Below are 18046 nucleotides of genomic sequence, written 5' to 3' on the forward strand. Positions count from 1 at the left end.
AACTTTTACCTCGCACGCTCACGGTTTAAAAACAAAAGCGCGCCGTTTAGCATCATGATGAAAACCAGAAGGACAATACCTGTAGCGTACAATGCACTGGCGTGAATACCGGTTGCGTAAGACATTTCGATAGCAATATTTGCCGTTAGTGTACGTGCCGACTCTAATAGACCATCAGGCATAGCAGGGGAGTTACCCATCACCATAATAATTGCCATCGTTTCACCTAGAGCACGAGCAACACCTAAGATGACGCCAGTCATGATGCCTGAGCGAGCTGCCGGAACCAGTAGTTTGAAAATGGTGAACATCGATGATGCTCCCAATGCTAAAGACCCTTCTTTATACGCACGAGGTACAGCGCGAATAGAGGTTTCAGATACCGTAATAACTGTTGGTAAGATCATGACGGCAAGCACGATGATACCCGCCAGAATAGTGTTACCGGCAGGGACATTAAACACTTCTTGGATAAGCGGCACGATAATAACTAAGCCAAAGAAACCATAAACGACAGAAGGAATACCAGCTAATAGTTCGATCATTGGACGAATTAAATCGGCTAGACGTTTTGGGGCTACTTCTGCAATAAAAATAGCAGTTAAAACACCAATGGGTACACCTAACACAACAGCACCAGCCGTTGAAACCAGTGATGCAACGATCATTGGTGCAATGCCGTATAGCGCTGGTGGTAACCAATCAGTACCAAGGACGATACCAGCTACACCAGCTTGCGCAAAGGCAGCATAACCTTCGCGGAAAATAAAGTAGCCAATGGTAATAAGAGATAAAATGCCGATAGCGGCACTTAGCATAAATAGATTTTTAAAGACTATTTCTCGCCAATCAATTCGTTTTTTTGATTTTAGCGAAGAAGTGCTCTTTGCTGTTTTTTCAATATTCGCGATGGTCATTACTTACTCCAGAACCAGTACAAAAGTGACCGGTTACTGACAAACAAAAAACGCTCAGCCCTAATGAGCTGAGCGTAAAATACTAATTAATGTGTAGAAATGAAGCCTTTGTTTTCAACAATTTTCTGTGCGTCTGCTGATTTCATCCAAGATAGGAATTTTAGCGCTTCAGCAGATGGACGGCCTTCTTTGAACACAACAAGGAATGGACGTTGAACTGTGTAGTCACCAGACTTGATTGCAGAAACAGAAGGTTTGTGACCGTCGATCGCTAGCGGTTTAACAGTATTATCTACTGAACCTAAAGAGATATAACCAATAGCAAATGGGTTGTTTGCAACGGTTGTTTTCAGCTGACCATTACCACTAGCAACTTGTGCTTTCTGTGAAATAGCTGAAACTTTAACGCCATTGATTTTTTTCTTTAGTTTCATGATGTCTTCAAAAGCACCACGAGTACCTGATGCTGTATCACGTGTAGCAACAACGATTGGCTTATCTTCGCCGCCAACTTGTTTCCAGTTAGTTACTTCACCTTTATAGATTTTTGCAACTTGCTCTTTTGTTAGGTCAGAAACCGGGTTGTTGTTATTAACAACAACAGCGATACCGTCACGAGCAATAACCACTTCTTGTACTTCAGGCGATTCTTCTGATGCTTTAAGTGCACGAGAAGACATACCAAAATCGGCTGAGCCATCGTGTGCAGTACGAATGCCAGCTGATGAACCTGGGCCTTGAACCTCTACTGTTACATCGTTTCCTTTCGCGTAAGTCTCACCAAAAACTTCCATAAGCGGTGTTACTGAGCTTGAACCTACAACAGAGATAGTTTCACCTGCAATTGCTGCAGTGCTAGCTACCATTGTTCCTGCTAAAGCGATTGCACCGATAATCTTTGTTTTCATTTTCCTAGTCCTTCGTGGTTGCTTATTACTGTAGATATAAATGAACGTGACAAAGATTAGGAAAGTTGTGTGACACTTATGTTTCAGAACTTTGAACACTCTATGAATGTTGTCACAAATACTTAATAGGGATTAATTGAGGCGTTAATTGAATGTTATTAAAGCGGTAAGCGTGCTTTATCGCTATTTGGTATCTTGTTTTTATGGGGTAATTTATATAGTTACAGCTGCTTGTGAGCGATTTTTCACCTATTTATATGCTCAAAGATTGAATGTTACGATGCGTAGAACTTAATCGTTGTTAGATGAAAGCTTATTTACGATATGAATATGAGCCTCTATATCAGACAGTTGTTTGACACTTTATCTATAGTAAAATGAACGGTTGTAATGGATAGTTAAATTGTAATGACTTCCTAACCAGACTTTTTATGTTAATAAAGGCTATCAATGTTAAAAAAAGCGCAGCAAATGGTGGTGTTTAATGCTCTAACCAAGCAGAAGAGTTTTACAAAGGCTGCTCAATTACTGGAAATTTCGCGTACTCAAGTGAGTAAACTGGTTCAACAATTAGAAGAACGTCTAGGTGTACAACTCGTACAGCGAACAACACGGTCTTTTGCGTTAACAGAATCAGGGCGAATTTTTGCGAAACATTGCGAAGTTGTTGTCGATGAAATTAATGAAGCTGAGAGTGAGCTGTTGATTTTTGGTGATAGCCAGCAAGGATCATTACGGGTGGGTATTGCCCAGTCATTTGCTTCAAATCATGTGGCGCCTTTCATCAATGAATTTCATGAACAAAACCCATTAGTTAATCTTGAACTCAGCTTATTTGATCATCGTGTTGATTTGATCTCAGAGCAATTAGACTTATGGATAGGTTTTATGGATTCTCCTCCTCAAGGTTTTGTTGCTCGTCACTTAACAAATTGTGACTTTGTTCTAGTCGCTAGCCCTGATTATTTAGCAAAGCATGGTGTGCCTTATCATCCAGATGATTTACAACATCACAACTGTATTACGTATTTTAGTCGTGAGCGTAAAGACAATATTTGGAATTTCAGCTTAGGTAATGAAGAACAACAGGTGAAGGTAACGGGCAATTATCGAGTGGATTCTGCTGATGCAATACGTGATGCAACCATTTCTGGTAATGGAGTAGGGTACTTAGCGACGTATTTATTAAAAGATGAAATCCGCCAAGGTAAATTAATTCGGTTAATGCCGGATTGGCAGTTAACACAACATATGCCACTGTATGCAGTTTATCCTCGCCATAAGTATTTACCCTCGAAGGTGAATCTTTTTATTGAGTTTATTCGTGAACATATCGCGTTAGGGAATATCTCATGTCAGGTATAGTGATCCATTAAACTTTTCATGTTGGTAAGTCTTTATTTTCATCAATCATATGATGTAAAAAACAGCAGCGTGACGCAAACGGTTAGCTAAACGCTGTTTTAAATGTTTCTAATTGTAAATTATGGGAACAATACTATCCCATATAAGAACCAATCAAACGCTTTTCGTTTGCTTAGTTTGAAAAGTAGCCGTTTCCTGTGTTTTTTGTTTCTCGATTGTTAATTGTAATAACAATTTGATCCTTGTCACGTTTTTATTTCTCAATAGAATCCCCCCGCAATCGTTTACTACTACACATTGGAGATTGACCATGCATTATTTGGTCGGCATCTTAGGCATTATTGTTATTTTTGCCGTTGGTTTTTCATTTTCAGAAAATCGTCGTGCAATTAATTGGCGTAGCGTGTTGGGTGCATTTTGTATTCAAGTTATTTTTGCGGGCTTCATTTTATACATTCCTATTGGTCGTGTAGTTTTAAACAGCATATCTGGTGCCGTATCCGGTATTCTTGAATATGGCCATGAAGGTACGGAATTTCTGTTCGGTCAATTAGCACAATTTAAATTAGGTTTCATTTTCGCTGTTAACGTTTTGCCTTCAATTGTGTTTTTCTCTGCGCTAATTTCTGTACTGTATTACTTAGGCGTTATGAAATGGGTGATCAGTACGATTGGTGGCATATTACAAAAGCTACTGGGTACAACACGTACAGAGTCAATGTCTGCAACGGCTAATATTTTTGTCGGTTCAGTGGAAGCGCCTTTAGTTGTTCGACCATTTTTGGCTCGAATGACACGTTCAGAATTATTCGCAGTAATGGTTGGCGGTTTAGCATCTGTTGCTGGTGGTACCATGGTGGGATATGCGGGATTAGGTGTTCAGCTTAAGTACCTTATCGCAGCAAGCTTTATGTCTGCTCCTGCAGGTTTGATGATGGCAAAGTTGCTTGTTCCTCAGACTGAAGGTGTTCACACCATGGAAGAAGAAGACGATGGTGAAGAAGACGAACCAGTTAATATGGTTGATGCCGCTTCTCGTGGTGCGTTAAGTGGTTTACAAATAGCTATGGCAGTCGGCGCAAGTTTACTGGCGGTTATCAGTTTAATCGCGCTTGTGAATGGCGGCTTAGGTCATATTGGTAACTGGTTAGCCTCTTTGGGTCAGTGGTTAGGCTTTAACTGGGATGGTTTACATCATTTAAGCCTTGATATGATCTTTGGCTATCTATTTGCGCCTGTTGCATGGTTAATTGGTGTGCCATGGTCAGAAGCAACAACCGCTGCAAGTTTGATCGGTACTAAAATTGCCGTTAATGAATTTATTGCATTCGCTGATTTAATGAAGCCAGAAACTGTCGCTAAATTAAGTGAGCACTCCCAAGCGATTGTGACCTTTGCATTGTGTGGTTTTGCTAACTTAACCTCTATTGCAATGTTAATGGGCGGTTTAGGTGGTATTGTCCCACAACGTCGTCCTGAGATTGCACGTTTAGGTATGAAAGCTATTTTTGCTGCAACACTTGCTAATTTAATGAGTGCGACATTGGCAGGTTTATTTATTCCTCTTTCACTGTAGTATAGAAAGCAGAATAAAATACAAAAACAGAGAGCCGAGGCTCTCTGTTTTTGTATATGTGTTTCAAGTCGCGATTAAATAACAAAAAGGAAACGAATATCATGAAATCTGATGTGGATAAGCTTGTAGCAAAACATGCTGAACTCATTCATAGCGATAGATTGAAAGTTCGCTCACATACTCAGCGAGAAGACGGTGAGTGGATCCTGCATACGTTGATGATTGAAGGTTACGACGTCCCATTTAAATTTAAACGAAAAAAAAAATATCAAAGTTTAAATGGCTGTAAGGTGAATATGACCTATTACCCTGAAGTGATGATGGTGGCAGGGTTTGAAGTTGAAACGATGAAAGTGGTTCGAATTAAGCGCTATTAATGATTTTCCTTATTTCAAAGAAAAACGCCAAGATGCATAAATAGCAACCTTGGCGTTTTTTTATCACGTATATGGATACGGGTTAACGTTGACTATTCATTTGTTGAAGCTTATCTCCGATAGGACCTGAGAAATTAAAGCCATCATGAACATCCCAGTTAATTGACCACGTCATTACACCGCCAAAGTTAGGATACAGTTTAGTCGGTACGACCGAGCCACAGCTACTGCCTTTGGTGACACAATCTAGTGCATCAATAATATTTTGTGTTGGTGCTTGTCCAGAGTTCGCAGAACTTGGTCCTGACGGCAAGCCAATCGCAACTTGATCATCGCGAAGTGGTGCAAATTGACTGCCATCTGCCAGTTCAAACCCTTCTACTAACATTTTGACTGATGCCACCATCATATCAACCGATCCTTCAGGGGCGACTCCTGACGTATATGGATTTGCTAAACCACCGTTGTTATATAGTTGTACATGCAGCAGATTTAGCATGTCACGTAACTCATTTATCATCGGGATGTAAGCGCCCCAAATTCCTGAGTAAGCAATCATGCCGCCTTGAACATAAGGGTGTTCTGGTGCCATGGTTAAATACATATCACCACCAATGTTGGCTTCGATTTGTTTTAACGCAACGGGTAAACGGGCTTGGATCTCTGTGCCATGGAGTAAGTTTGACCCACTTTCTAAGTCAATATCGAGTCCGTCAAATCCCCACTCATTAATAATATCAGTCAAGCTTGAAACAAAGTTTGCTTGGTCGGCATCGTTATTTAAAGTGATAGTACCCTCAGCACCACCCAGTGAAAGAACGATGATTTTACCTTGTGCGCGTAATTCACGAACATCATCTTTAAATTGTTGTGGATCAAGCGGCTCACAACTACTGCGAATGTCACCGTTGTATAAATTAAAGTGAACAGTACCGTCGCTGTTGCGATCATTATCAGCAAATGCGATATCGATAATATCCCAAGCGGGTGAAATATCACGAAGACGTATTGGACAGCCAGAGCCATTAACGAAGTTATGCCAATAGCCAATTAAGTTATGTTGAGTCTCAATCGGTTCTTGAACTTTTACACTGGCTGCGGTTGATAGTGCGGTTTCACCGTTACCATTCGTAGCGAGGGCTGTGACAGTGTAATTACCTGCAGATTGCGCCGTCCAAGAACTGCTATAAGGTGCAGTTTTATCGGTTGCAACAACATTGCCGTTAATAATGAAATCAACTTGTCGAACATCACCGGTTAGTGCTGTCGCTGTTGCTGAAAGGGTGAGTGCTTTTCCTAGTGTGACAACAGAGCCACTACTTGGAGATGTTAAGCTAGTAACAAGAGCCTGATCGCTTACAGTAACCGTAGCGCTAGCTTCATTCGTGTTCGCTTCATTATCAGTGGCAACGGCTTTAATCGTGGTATTACCTAAATCTGATGCTAACCACTGTGTGCTATAAGGGGCTGTAAGAACGGTGTCAATAAGTTGTTCGTTAGCATAGAAACTGACTTGTTCGATAGTACCATCGGCATCAGTAGCATCAGCATCAATCGTCAGAGTCGTTCCTGCTAATACCGTTTGTTGATCACTAAGAGAGGTGATCTTAACGTCAGGAGCAATGGCGCAAATTCCTAAATCTGTCCATGCATCTGTCCAATACTGTCCCTCACCAGGCTTATAAGCCCAATCAGATGATGATGAACACCAACCTGCGATGTCACAACGGTATTTATGATTATTACTTTCTACTAAATCACCTGCTAGATAATCAGTACCAGATTTAAAGGTTGGAATATCACTACAACCACCACCAACAATAGCGTCATCAACAGTGAGAGTTATCGCACTTGATGTGGTTGTACTATTTTCATTGTCTGTTGCTTTGGCTGTAATTTGATGATTACCAGCCGTTGATGTCCATTGTGCAGTGAATGGGGCTGAAGAACTTGTTGCGATTAGTTGGTTATCAACAAAGAACTCTACCTGAGTGACGGAGCCATCTTTATCTTCGGCATTTGCTGTGATCGTTACCGTATCGCCTTCAGAAATAGGAGTATCAGATGTTGGTGAACTAATTGAAATACTTGGCGCAAGGTTTTCACTCGCTGAAACGACACTAATATTCACAACATCTGTTTTAGTGGCATTTTCATTATCCGTTGCTGTGGCTGTAATGGTGTAGTTACCAAGCACCGTTGTCCAATTAATTTGGTATGGGGCTGTATCGACAACTGCAATAGATTGTTGGTTTATGAAAAACTCAACATGTTGAATAGAACCGTCTTTATCACTTGCGTTGGCAGCTAACGTAATATCTGTTTGCGCGGTTAATTGTGCATTATTAAGCGGTGAGATCAGTGTTACGGATGGATCTTGATTTCCACTGCTCATGCAGCTATCAACGAATGTCCATTCTTGCCAAGGCCCTGAGTGGCTCGCTGGCTGATTGCCTTGAGACCACCAATTTGCATTATATATGTTATTGTCTTGTTGGACTTGGCTACCGCCATTATAGGCTATATCTGCTTGCCATTCGGCGATATTAGAACAATCTGCCGCATAAGCATGCGATGTGCTAAAGGCGACGGCTAACGCACAGGTAAGAAGTGTCTTTTGCATTGTCTATCCCTATTGCAGTTACAATTCCTCGAAAGTGAGTAGAATAATAATGCGAGAGAAAGTGAATAAATGTTAAAAACAAGACACATATTTTTTAGGCTTTATTAAGTCACTCACAGTGTAAATAGAATACAAAGTGAATGTCATTTTTATTTTTGAGCGGTCTCACAACAAAGAGATAGTTAAAATCGCTTGGCTATAGTTATGAAAAGGAATACATTTTGTGTAAGAGGTTTATTAGCCTAGAAATATCGGACTAAAGGAAGAAAAATGGATTGGTATCTTGCTGTTTAAAAAAAATATGCACAGTTTAATGGTCGTTCACGTCGTAAAGAGTTTTGGTTTTTTACGCTTTTTAGCGCTTTGATCAGTATGGCACTAGGGTTTGCTGATAGTCTTTTAGGTTTACCAACCATTGGGGATGACTATGGCGTATTAGCGGCATTATATTCACTGTTTATTGTTATCCCTAATATTGCCGTGATTGTCCGTCGTTTACATGATCAAGATCGTACAGGTTGGTGGGCACTGATCATGTTTGTTCCGATTGTTGGTATCTTAGTGCTGATCTATTTTATGGTACAAGACAGCAAGCCAGGTGATAACCGATTTGGTCCCAACCCAAAACAAAATGAAGGTTCATTCACGGTGTAAATACCAATTAATCATTATGTTGAACGTAAAGCTCAGACAAAAGTTCTGGGCTTTTTTATGTGTGAAATTTAAGCAGCCAATGAAAAAAAGTATAAATTGATAAACGTCCCCTTGCATATCTTAGTGTGTTTGGTAAAAAGAAATGAGCGAATATGGAAAGCGCGGTTATTTTTGTAGGAGGCAACGATGCTTATTGCTGATAAATTATTAAGTAAAGCAATTCAAGAGCAAGTAAAGCGTGAAGGTGCGTTGAACGCTTTAGAAACCGTATATTCAAAAGCGCGTTATGCACACTTTAAGCGTGTGAAATGGGGTACTCAGTTCTTTGATGGTATTCAGTTTGGCGACGGTAGCTTAATTGCTGTAAAACCAGGTTCATTTAACCGCTTAACTCTCGTTAGCCTTGCTTCAGAAAAGCACGTGGGGTGATAACCCATTATTCTGAGTAGTGCTCTCGTTAAAGCATTCTATAAGCCTATTGGTGGCAAGCCCTGAAGGCTTATATAAGCAGATTGCTGGTCAGAGGATATAATCTATTATTTCATTCTTTAGAAATGTGTTTTAGTATTGCAACAGATGAGTGATGTTCGTTTTGACCGAAATGAAACATCATGACCACTCATCATTATTAATATCGTTTTTGGAGTACGATTAATGTTGTGTAACTTTTCTATTCATCAAGTTCAACGACAATGCTCGTTGGCTGTCTTTTCGAACCTATCTTTATATTCATCTCGATTTAGTCACGGCTATTAATTAGCCGACAATCTAAAGATTAAAATCATTTGATAATACGCAGCCATAAGCTGAGGCTTTGTGTTGCATATATAAAGTAAGGGTATTGTGTGAATTTAAAATTAATAGGTAGCTCGCTGATTATTGCGGGTACAGCACTCGGTGCAGGAATGCTCGCTATTCCAATGGTATTGGCTCAGTTTGGCTTATTGTCAGGCACAATTTTAATGTTGATTATTTGGAGTGGTACAACGTATTCAGCATTATTATTACTTGAAGCCAGTATTAAAGTTCGCGGTGGTTTAGGTATGAACACTATCGCGAAACAATCATTAGGAAAGGGTGGACAGTTAATCACTAATGGCTTGTTATACGCACTATTAATATGTTTATTAATGGCTTACATCATTGGTGCCGGCGACTTAGTGCATAAAATGGTACTGAATTTAGATTTAGATATCTCGTTAGTTCAAAGTCAAATTTTGTTTGCTGTTATTGCTGGTGGTATTGTCGCGGCTGGTACTGGTGTGATTGACAAGCTTAATCGTGTGTTATTTCTCTTAATGTTAGCAGTGCTTATTATTACGCTCTTTGCCTTAGTGCCAAATATGTCACTGGCACACTTTTTCACTGCAACAAATGACAGTAGTATTGATCTAATCAAAACCAGTGCTGTGTTATTTACCAGTTTTGGATTTTTTCCTGTTATTCCATCATTAGTGTCTTATAACGACAAAGCGACACATGCGCAATTACGCAATATGGTTTTACTAGGCTCGTTTATTCCACTTGTGTGCTACTTATTGTGGCTTTACGCTGTTGTGGGAAGTTTATCGTACGAGCAATTAACACAGTTCAATAATGTTTCCGAGCTAATTAATGTGCTGGCCACTCGATTTGAAGGAATCCATGTCATTCTTTCATTATTTACGGGACTAGCGTTGCTGACTTCATTCTTTGGTGTGGCTCTTTCATTATTTGACCAAAATATTGATTTATTTAAACAAAATCGTGCGGTGACGTATGTTTTAACCTTTATTCTTCCATTATTAGGCGCCATATTTGCTGCAGATAAATTTTTAGCAGTATTAAGTTATGCGGGCTTAATTATGGTGTTTATTGCAGTGTTTATCCCTATGATGATGGCTCTTAACTTAAGAAAAGCAGAGGGTAAGACACAAACAGCAATAAGTAATGATGCGTATTACGAAGTTGGAGGTGGGCAAATTGCAATGATGGTTTGTTTTGGCTTTGGTTTATTCTTGATTGGAGCGCAAGTTATTTAAACTAAGCGTAATAGTAAAAGTGTGGGGCTGATAGATTGACCGATCTATCAGCCCCTTATTCTAGGTATGTATTAAGTGACCGACTTAGACATACCAAACAGAGAGTGACTATTGGAGTGCGATAGGAGTATCGCTAGCACACACTGTTATTTTTTCAAATAATACAAAGTTTCTGGTAGTAGGGCTAGATGATGAGAATTTTAGGAAATCTTACAGTGTAAAGAAATGATTACAGATAAAGGGAGCATGGTGCTCCTTTTATCGCTAAATTGCTCGATTATCTGTGCTACATTTTGATTACTGTTAAGTAACGCTTTGGATAACCACTTTTGTAATAGTCGGTTTCAGTTACACCAAAATGCTTTTTAGATGAAGAGCTATGAACAAATTTCAATGTGTTTTTACCCACTTCAGTAATAATACCAGCATGACCTGGTTTACGAATCTTCGGATTTGTTCCTGTGAAAACAATAAGATCACCTACTTTGGCATTTTTTAGTGATACTTTTTTATCATAAAGATTAGGGTAAGCCGCTGTTGTACGAGGTATTGAAATATCGTACTTGTTATAAACATATTTAATGAAACCTGAGCAATCAAAACCTTTAGGCGTTGTCCCACCCCACACATACTTTGTACCAAGATACTTACGTGCGAAGTTGATCATGTCTTGTTCTTTTTTTAACTCAGTGTTTGAGATAGGGGTAACGGATGGCTTAATAACTGTTTTAGCTACCATAGGTTGTTTTGAGAGCGCTTCGGGCTGTGGTGATGCATTTACCGTTGATTCACAAGCAGTAAGAAAAAAAAGAGAACAGGTGATAAGTGCCACTGAGGATTTAGGTAATGTCATAACTTTATGTGCGCTTGCTGTTTAAAAAAGGAAAAGATAGCTCATCATAACGGTTAGATGAAAGTTGTGTTAATTTTTTACTTGAATCCCTTCACATTAAGGTGATTAAGTTATCGATGATCAACAAAAATAAAAATTAATTATGTAACCTATTGTATTTTATTTAAATATTAGTGCTTTTAGGGAGTAAAACGAAATACATAATCCGTTTTGTTACTATAAGTTATTGATATGTCACATAAGGTTTTACTGGTAGGTGTTTGATTCTTTTTGGGAATACTCTATCATACCGATTATATCGATAGGTGTGTATTATATTTATAATATTGTTCGCGCTTTATCGATATCCTAAAAAGGTATTTGGTGTGGTTATGTTAAGAAGTGTAGTATTTTTTCTGATGATGTTTCTTTCTTTATCTGCGAAAGCTGAAGAGAGATTAACGCTTTGGTATTCGCATCAAGATAATAGTTTTATTGAATTATTGGTAAGTGAATTTCAAAAAGAAAATAATATAAATATCTCTCTTGTTCAATTTGATCCTGAGAAGATAAAAGCTGAAATTTTACTGGGCGCACAATATGGTGGTTTACCTGATCTTGTCATTTTTCCCTCTGATTTTGTTGGCCTACATAGTTTAATGAAACTATCAAGTATTCCTAAAAGTTGGTTATCACCAGAGCTTTCTCGAACGGCGATGATGACAGCGTACGTTGATGATAAATATTGGGGAGTTCCTGTTATTCAAGGGAATAACCTATTGTTATATTATAATAAAAAGCTAGTTTCTCAGCCAGTGAGTAGTTGGCATGACATTATCGATACCAAGCAAAAGTGGCTTGATAAAAATATTTTGCCTATTGGGTGGAATTACCTCGATATGTATTACTTTATACCATTTTTATCTGCGTTTAATGGTTGGCCCATTATTGATGGTGAAATATCACTTAATACACCAGAAATGGTTAAGGCTTTAAAATATTATCGTTATTTATCAGAGCAAAAAATTGTAAATCCTGAATGTAATTATACTTGTTCACAAAGTGATTTTATTCAAGGTAAAGAGGCGTATGCGATTAATGGTGATTGGGCATATCAAGATTTAAAGAAGGCAATGGGCAATGCTCTAGGCGTAGCCTTATTACCTACTGTTGATGGTAATGTAATGCACCCAATGAGTAGCACATTTCTTCTGTCATTACCTAATTACAATAACCACACGGTACATAAAAAAGCCTTAATTAAAAAGTTTGCTAAGTTTATTCAACGCTTAAGTATTCAACAATTGGTCTATAAAGAGACACGTTTATTACCTACGTCAGAGAAATTATTGAATCGCTATCAGCAGCAGGCTACAGGTGATGAGCAAATATTGTTTAAGCAATTTGAATTATCTAAACCAATGCCATCAACAATAAAAATGTCCATAGCATGGCAAGCGATGGCTATTGGCTTTAAGCGTTATGAAGATGGACTATCAGCAGAAAAAACGGCTGAATTTATGCAGCGTATCGCTATTCAGCAATGGAAGCGGTTGAGTAAAAAATGAAACTAAAATTAAAGTCATCACTGGCGCTATTAATGGTTTTCGTTGCGGTTTTACCAGCATCTATTATTGGCGGTTTATTAATAAAGCAGCAAACAGAAGTTGAAACTAATTACCGAATTGATCTCATAGAGCGTTTATCCACAACGTTAGCACAAGAGTTTAATTATCGCTTTTATCTATTATCTACTGCGCTAGATGTGTTATCACGAGATAGGTTGTTAGTGCAGGGCATTGATGACTTCTTTCTGACTAGCCATGTCGATGCCACATTAGCAAATTTAGTTGATAACACGCCATTAGCACAAGCGGCTTATTTGGTTGATGCTAACTGGGATGAGGTAGAAAATTATAATGGTATTAATGGAGTAAAATCCTTCTCCAGTTTGAAAACCTTGTTGAGTAAGAGTGTGGGTACGAGTAAAAGTACAGGCAATCAATGGGTGTTTAATTATGGTGATGAACATTTGATGCCTGATAAATTTAACCCTAGTCATAAAGGCGTTGCCATAGGTGTACCTATATATCAGTCAACGCTGACGGAAGGGCTAAAGCGTAAACCGTTAGGTTATTTAATTGTTATAGTGCCTGTGGAAAATATTGTTAAGGTTCTTCGCCCTTATTTAAAAGATGGAGAGCACGTTATTTTTCATCATAATGGCATGGATAATATTGCGGTTTATAAAGGTAAACTTGATCCCTTAATGCCGACGGTATCAAAAACGGCTGAAGTGACGATAGATAATAAATATATTGCAGAGCCAATGTCTTATGAAGCTCAAGTCTTCATGAATAAATATTTGGGAGAGAATCCCTTTACTAATTCATTAAAGATATTAACTATTGTCGCTATTATTGTAATTATGTTTACGTTATTAACGGCGACAATATCGTATCGTTGGTTCGCAAAACCTTTAACCTATCTTATGGACAGTGTAAGGGGGTGTTTAGGTGGCAATTATAATATATTAGATAAAGATTTAAGATTTTCTGAATTAATCATGGTGAATAATCTTATTCAGAAAATGTCGACCACAATAAAAGCCCAGCTTAGTGACTTAGAAGATAAAAATGTAAAGTTGATGACTTTTAATGATCAACTAGAGCAGAAAGTACATGAAAAGACGTTAGAGTTAACTCACTCATTACAGCGCGAAGAAAAACGTCGAACCATGCTTCAGTCACTCTTGTTATTTAGTAATAAATTACAACATGGTGATATTCACTCTACGGTTATGACGCAGTTAGTGAGTCTGTATCCTTATTCAGGATGGGGGATGCAGTTATTTATAAACAAGAATACAAATTGGTTTAGTGAAGGCTTGTCTAACATTAATTTAGAGAGTATTGATGCAGATGCGCATTGCAGTGATTACTTTCGTATTAATAGTGGCGATAAAGTGCTTCAATGTTTCAAAATTGTCGATACACATGGTGTGTTATTGGGGATTATTGTGATGGAGCACCCTAATATTGCACGAGATGACTATGAAATTATTTCATTATTTATTCGTCAATTATCTGCAGAACTTGAAGGTCGATTACTGAATGAAGAGTTGGAAAGAAGCGCAATCACAGACCCATTAACGGGGCTAAGTAATCGTAAAGCGTTTGATGTTGATCTTGATGAGTGGATAAAAATTGCACATCGATATCCAGAACAATACTTTGGTTTGTTTATGATCGATGTGAATGGTTTAAAGCAAGCCAATGATGAATATGGGCATCATATGGGTGATCAGCTGTTAATCGAAACGGGTAGGCTTATTCAAAGTGTTTGTCGTAATACCGACAAGGTATATCGTCTCGGTGGAGATGAATATGCGATTATTATCAAAGGTGGTGATAATGTAGGCTGTGATAAGTTAACGTTGCGTTTACAACAGTTAGTTATAGATAAGCATTATGCACGCCTAGCTTCAGGAGAGAAAGTGGCTATTCACTTTGCTATGGGCTGTGCTAGCACTGAAAATATTGATGCACGTGCACTTTATCAAGTAGCAGATAAAGCAATGTATTTAGATAAAAAAGCATATTACGAACAAATTGGTAAAATGCCAAGGTAGCTTTAGATCACTCTAATAAAAAGAGTAATGCACAAAACAAGGAAGCTAACATCAGAAAATGCATAAAATTAAGCCACGATAGCTGATGATTCAGTTATCGTGGCTTTTTATGATTAATCGCGTTATTTGTGATTTGAAAAGTTATCGCCTTTAGCTAAACGATCATAAAGAATCACATTAACGGCAGCGGCAAGATTCATTGAACCATTCGTTGGTACATAAATCGTTTCACGACAAAAATCAGTAATTTCTTTTTTTAAGGTGCCGTCTTCAGGGCCAAAGATATAGAAAGCACGTTTTGGGTGCTTATAGTCGGGTAATGCTTTTGCACCTTCGATTAAATCAACAGCAACGGGTACACAGCCGATAGGAATGATTTTCTTTAAGTCTTCAACACCTATTAGCGGTATATCAAGTGATGCTTTTTTTGTATCAGTACAAAACTGTGCGGCATGATCATAACGCGTTCCCGTATAAAACACCGAGTTAACACCATAACAGCCAGCTGCGCGCATAACAGATCCAACATTCTCCGGTGTTTTGGGATTAAATAGGCCAATACAAGAATAGCCTTGGCTTTTTTTGCTCATACTTCTATCTACTTTAAATTACAGATAAATAAATGTTTAACCGGTGTCAGTTAGACATGTATTTGAAGCTAAAAACAAAGCAGGTACGAATACCTGCTTTTTTGTTTGTTACTACTTACCACAGCACTTTTTGTATTTTTTACCACTACCGCATGAACATGGGTCATTACGGTTGGGTGTCTTTTCAAACACAGTGGTTTTGGGTTTATTTAAAACACTGTCTAGCTCTGCAATATCTTCTGCAATGTCAGCATTGATCGTGATATTTGCAAACAGTTGGTTGTCATTAACTTGCTGCTGTACTTCTTGTTGACGTTCTTCGCTGTTCACAATCAATGTGAGTGGGTTGGTTTCCGTGCCCAGTTTGGTTTCGCGTTTCGTGTTGTAACCAAAGCTTTCATATTTTGGTTTCTTTTCGATACGACCTTTGAAGAAGAATTTAGACATGGGATAACCTATTTACCATGAATTAACCCAAACCATAATCGTGGGTTAATTGTTACGAATAAAAAACCACCGCGTGGGTGGTTGAAATTGCGGGCATAATAACCGCCATTAGTGAGCTTATCAATAGTAACCCATATGCGGTATAAGGTATTTTGAACGGCTAAGTGAGAGATGAAGTATGATTGAGAATGTGAATTGGTGAACGTTTAAACGTTTGCGTCAGTCTGGGTATCTTTTAGATTGACGATCGTTTCTAATAATGAGTACTTTAAAGAAAAGCGCAAGAAGAAACGGCGCTCAAAGGCTTAGCCTATTGGCATAATAGAAAATTTCGACTGGTACTGATAACAAATGTTGTTAACATAAGCCGTAATAATTTTCTGTATTAGTGATTTATCGCTGTCTAGTCAGCGATTTATGCATCGAGTTGGTGTTAATAGTCATTATACTTTTTAACAAAAATAATAAGGTATAACGAAATTTTTTTATTTTTTTCATATTTATTCGTAACGAATGAAAAAAATACGGCATAATAAGGCCCCGTTATACCAAGCAATTGATTGCTGTCGCAGGTCTGAAGATCTGAAATTAATGGGAAAATGATATGGTTCAACCAGAAAATAACTCAATTGTAATTTTTGGTGCGTCAGGTGATTTGACACACCGAAAGTTAATACCTGCGTTTTATCACCTTTATGCTAATGGTTTATTGCCTGAAGATTTTGCAATTTTAGGGGTAAGTCGTACATCATATAGCGATCAAGAATTTCGTGATAAGTTAAAGCAATCTTTGACAGAAAATGAAAAAACCGATGACGAAACATTGGTTAATTTTTGTCAGCATCTTTACTACCAAGCATTAAATACGTCTGATAAAGATGAATATGCAGTCTTGAAAGAACGCTTAGATACTTTCAAAGTAACGCACAATACCCAAGGTAACGCTGTTTTCTACCTCGCGACACCACCAAGCCTTTACGGCGTGATCCCAGAATGTCTAGCCGCTCATGGCCTAAATGATGAGACAGAAGGTTGGAAAAACCTGATTGTTGAAAAACCATTTGGTTATGATCTAGCGTCAGCGATCTCATTAGACAAGCAAATTCATGCTTGTTTTCAAGAGCACCAAATCTACCGTATCGATCACTACTTAGGCAAAGAAACGGTACAGAACCTGCTTGTATTCCGCTTTGCAAATGGCATGTTTGAGCCGCTTTGGAATCGTAACTTTATTGATTATGTTGAAATCACTGCGTCTGAATCATTAGGCGTTGAAGATCGTGGTGGCTACTACGACGGTGCCGGTGCTGTTCGAGATATGTTCCAAAACCATTTGCTGCAAGTATTGGCAATGGTTGGTATGGAATCGCCTGCTGCAATTAATGCTGATTCTATCCGTGATGAAGTGGTTAAAGTGATGCAAAGCTTTAAACCATTATCAGATGATGATCTTAAAAATAACTTAGTGTTGGGTCAGTACACGGAATCAGATGCTCGTGGTAAGCATTTGTTAGGTTATCGCCAAGAACCAGGTGTAGCGGAAGACTCACGTACTGAAACTTACGTTGGTATGAAAATGTTTATTCAAAACTGGCGTTGGAATGGTGTGCCATTCTACGTTCGTACAGGTAAACGACTACCAACACGTGTGACGGAAGTGGTTATTCACTTTAAGAAAACACCGCACCCAGTGTTTGGTGAAAATGCACCTGAGAACAAGCTAATTATCCGTATTCAGCCTGATGAAGGGATTCTAATGAGCTTTGGTCTTAAAAAACCAGGGGCAGGTTTTGAATCTCAAGAAGTATCAATGGACTTCCATTACGACAAGCTTGAAGAAACCCATATGCTGACAGCGTACGAACGTTTACTTCTTGATTGTATGAAGCAAGATGCGACCTTGTTTGCACGTACAGATGCTGTTCGCGCTTGTTGGAAATTTGTTCAACCAATTCTTGAATACAAAGAAAACCCAGAACACTTATTTGGTTATGCCGCAGGTACGTGGGGACCAAAACAAGCTGATGACTTACTTGCATCAAGTAATCGTGAGTGGCGTTTTCCTTGTAAGAATTTAGCAAACACTGACTATTGTGAGCTATAAG

The 18046-nt window shown here is 38.5% G+C and carries 14 protein-coding genes and 1 pseudogene; 9 read left to right on the forward strand and 6 right to left on the reverse strand.

The features are described 5' to 3' along the window. Window positions 1–5 precede the first annotated feature (5 nt). Both pstC and C9J46_RS02990 read right to left on the reverse strand, forming a co-directional pair. Complete coding sequence (pstC, locus tag C9J46_RS02985) at window positions 6–917, reverse strand: phosphate ABC transporter permease subunit PstC (protein ID WP_107206299.1); 912 nt, start codon at window positions 915–917, stop codon at window positions 6–8. Window positions 918–1003: 86 nt separating this feature from the next. Further along, on the reverse strand, window positions 1004–1825 hold the full coding sequence (locus C9J46_RS02990) for a phosphate ABC transporter substrate-binding protein (protein WP_107290540.1): 822 nt from the start codon (window positions 1823–1825) through the stop codon (window positions 1004–1006). A gap of 450 nt (window positions 1826–2275) precedes the next feature. On the opposite strand from C9J46_RS02990, the gene C9J46_RS02995 reads away from it, so the two are divergent. The 3 genes from C9J46_RS02995 to C9J46_RS03005 all read left to right on the forward strand — a co-directional run bounded on the left by C9J46_RS02995 (window position 2276) and on the right by C9J46_RS03005 (window position 5143). Next, complete coding sequence (locus tag C9J46_RS02995) at window positions 2276–3190, forward strand: LysR family transcriptional regulator (protein WP_107287108.1); 915 nt, start codon at window positions 2276–2278, stop codon at window positions 3188–3190. Window positions 3191–3500: 310 nt separating this feature from the next. Then, the gene (locus C9J46_RS03000) at window positions 3501–4766 is read left to right on the forward strand and encodes a NupC/NupG family nucleoside CNT transporter (RefSeq protein ID WP_107206302.1); all 1266 of its coding nucleotides are present in this window, start codon (window positions 3501–3503) and stop codon (window positions 4764–4766) included. A gap of 101 nt (window positions 4767–4867) precedes the next feature. Further along, window positions 4868–5143: a hypothetical protein gene (locus tag C9J46_RS03005; protein ID WP_107290541.1), complete on the forward strand. Its 276-nt coding sequence runs from the start codon at window positions 4868–4870 to the stop codon at window positions 5141–5143. Window positions 5144–5225: 82 nt separating this feature from the next. Here the strand turns inward: C9J46_RS03005 and C9J46_RS03010 are convergent, their stop codons facing one another. Then, window positions 5226–7766 carry an Ig-like domain-containing protein gene (locus C9J46_RS03010; RefSeq protein ID WP_107287106.1) on the reverse strand — a complete coding sequence of 847 codons (2541 nt, stop codon included), beginning with the start codon at window positions 7764–7766 and terminating at the stop codon, window positions 5226–5228. Window positions 7767–8036: 270 nt separating this feature from the next. On the opposite strand from C9J46_RS03010, the pseudogene C9J46_RS03015 reads away from it, so the two are divergent. From C9J46_RS03015 to C9J46_RS03025, 3 genes and pseudogenes are all read left to right on the forward strand, one after another. After that, a pseudogene (locus tag C9J46_RS03015) lies at window positions 8037–8420 on the forward strand (DUF805 domain-containing protein). Window positions 8421–8606: 186 nt separating this feature from the next. Further along, the gene (locus tag C9J46_RS03020) at window positions 8607–8849 is read left to right on the forward strand and encodes a hypothetical protein (RefSeq protein ID WP_107206306.1); all 243 of its coding nucleotides are present in this window, start codon (window positions 8607–8609) and stop codon (window positions 8847–8849) included. 416 nt (window positions 8850–9265) lie between these two features. Further along, window positions 9266–10441, forward strand: a complete 1176-nt coding sequence (locus C9J46_RS03025) for an amino acid permease (protein ID WP_107206307.1) — start codon at window positions 9266–9268, stop codon at window positions 10439–10441. A 286-nt stretch (window positions 10442–10727) separates the two neighbouring features. Here the strand turns inward: C9J46_RS03025 and C9J46_RS03030 are convergent, their stop codons facing one another. Then, window positions 10728–11294 (reverse strand): C40 family peptidase, encoded by a 567-nt coding sequence (locus C9J46_RS03030; protein ID WP_107287105.1) that lies wholly within the window; start codon window positions 11292–11294, stop codon window positions 10728–10730. Between the two features lie 371 nt (window positions 11295–11665). On the opposite strand from C9J46_RS03030, the gene C9J46_RS03035 reads away from it, so the two are divergent. After that, on the forward strand, window positions 11666–12841 hold the full coding sequence (locus C9J46_RS03035) for an extracellular solute-binding protein (protein WP_233217619.1): 1176 nt from the start codon (window positions 11666–11668) through the stop codon (window positions 12839–12841). After that, on the forward strand, window positions 12838–14904 hold the full coding sequence (locus C9J46_RS03040; protein ID WP_107290542.1) for a GGDEF domain-containing protein: 2067 nt from the start codon (window positions 12838–12840) through the stop codon (window positions 14902–14904). The genes C9J46_RS03035 and C9J46_RS03040 overlap by 4 nt, the downstream gene beginning before the upstream one ends. Before the next feature lie 122 nt (window positions 14905–15026). Here C9J46_RS03040 and C9J46_RS03045 read toward each other — a convergent pair whose 3' ends face one another. Together C9J46_RS03045 and C9J46_RS03050 are read right to left on the reverse strand one after the other, a co-directional pair. Continuing rightward, window positions 15027–15494 (reverse strand): RNA methyltransferase, encoded by a 468-nt coding sequence (locus C9J46_RS03045; RefSeq protein ID WP_005368466.1) that lies wholly within the window; start codon window positions 15492–15494, stop codon window positions 15027–15029. Between the two features lie 111 nt (window positions 15495–15605). After that, window positions 15606–15941, reverse strand: coding sequence for a PBPRA1643 family SWIM/SEC-C metal-binding motif protein (locus C9J46_RS03050; protein WP_107259588.1), 336 nt, complete (start codon window positions 15939–15941; stop codon window positions 15606–15608). A gap of 604 nt (window positions 15942–16545) precedes the next feature. Between C9J46_RS03050 and zwf the strand changes: the two genes are divergently transcribed. Beyond that, a complete protein-coding gene (gene zwf / locus C9J46_RS03055; protein ID WP_107206311.1) occupies window positions 16546–18045 on the forward strand; it encodes a glucose-6-phosphate dehydrogenase in 1500 nt (499 codons plus the stop codon). Window position 18046 lies beyond the last annotated feature (1 nt).

It is taken from the genome of Photobacterium sp. GB-36, assembly GCF_003026135.1.
GTDB lineage: Bacteria > Pseudomonadota > Gammaproteobacteria > Enterobacterales > Vibrionaceae > Photobacterium.

Excerpts from the sequence above, each read along its gene's own strand:
- pstC (WP_107206299.1), bottom strand. The coding sequence starts at position 917 with ATGACCATCGCGAATATTGAAAAAACAGCAAAGAGCACTTCTTCGCTA.
- C9J46_RS02990 (WP_107290540.1), bottom strand. The coding sequence starts at position 1,825 with ATGAAAACAAAGATTATCGGTGCAATCGCTTTAGCAGGAACAATGGTA.
- C9J46_RS02995 (WP_107287108.1), top strand. The coding sequence starts at position 2,276 with ATGTTAAAAAAAGCGCAGCAAATGGTGGTGTTTAATGCTCTAACCAAG.
- C9J46_RS03000 (WP_107206302.1), top strand. The coding sequence starts at position 3,501 with ATGCATTATTTGGTCGGCATCTTAGGCATTATTGTTATTTTTGCCGTT.
- C9J46_RS03005 (WP_107290541.1), top strand. The coding sequence starts at position 4,868 with ATGAAATCTGATGTGGATAAGCTTGTAGCAAAACATGCTGAACTCATT.
- C9J46_RS03010 (WP_107287106.1), bottom strand. The coding sequence starts at position 7,766 with ATGCAAAAGACACTTCTTACCTGTGCGTTAGCCGTCGCCTTTAGCACA.
- C9J46_RS03020 (WP_107206306.1), top strand. The coding sequence starts at position 8,607 with ATGCTTATTGCTGATAAATTATTAAGTAAAGCAATTCAAGAGCAAGTA.
- C9J46_RS03030 (WP_107287105.1), bottom strand. The coding sequence starts at position 11,294 with ATGACATTACCTAAATCCTCAGTGGCACTTATCACCTGTTCTCTTTTT.
- C9J46_RS03035 (WP_233217619.1), top strand. The coding sequence starts at position 11,666 with ATGTTAAGAAGTGTAGTATTTTTTCTGATGATGTTTCTTTCTTTATCT.
- C9J46_RS03040 (WP_107290542.1), top strand. The coding sequence starts at position 12,838 with ATGAAACTAAAATTAAAGTCATCACTGGCGCTATTAATGGTTTTCGTT.
- C9J46_RS03045 (WP_005368466.1), bottom strand. The coding sequence starts at position 15,494 with ATGAGCAAAAAAAGCCAAGGCTATTCTTGTATTGGCCTATTTAATCCC.
- C9J46_RS03050 (WP_107259588.1), bottom strand. The coding sequence starts at position 15,941 with ATGTCTAAATTCTTCTTCAAAGGTCGTATCGAAAAGAAACCAAAATAT.
- zwf (WP_107206311.1), top strand. The coding sequence starts at position 16,546 with ATGGTTCAACCAGAAAATAACTCAATTGTAATTTTTGGTGCGTCAGGT.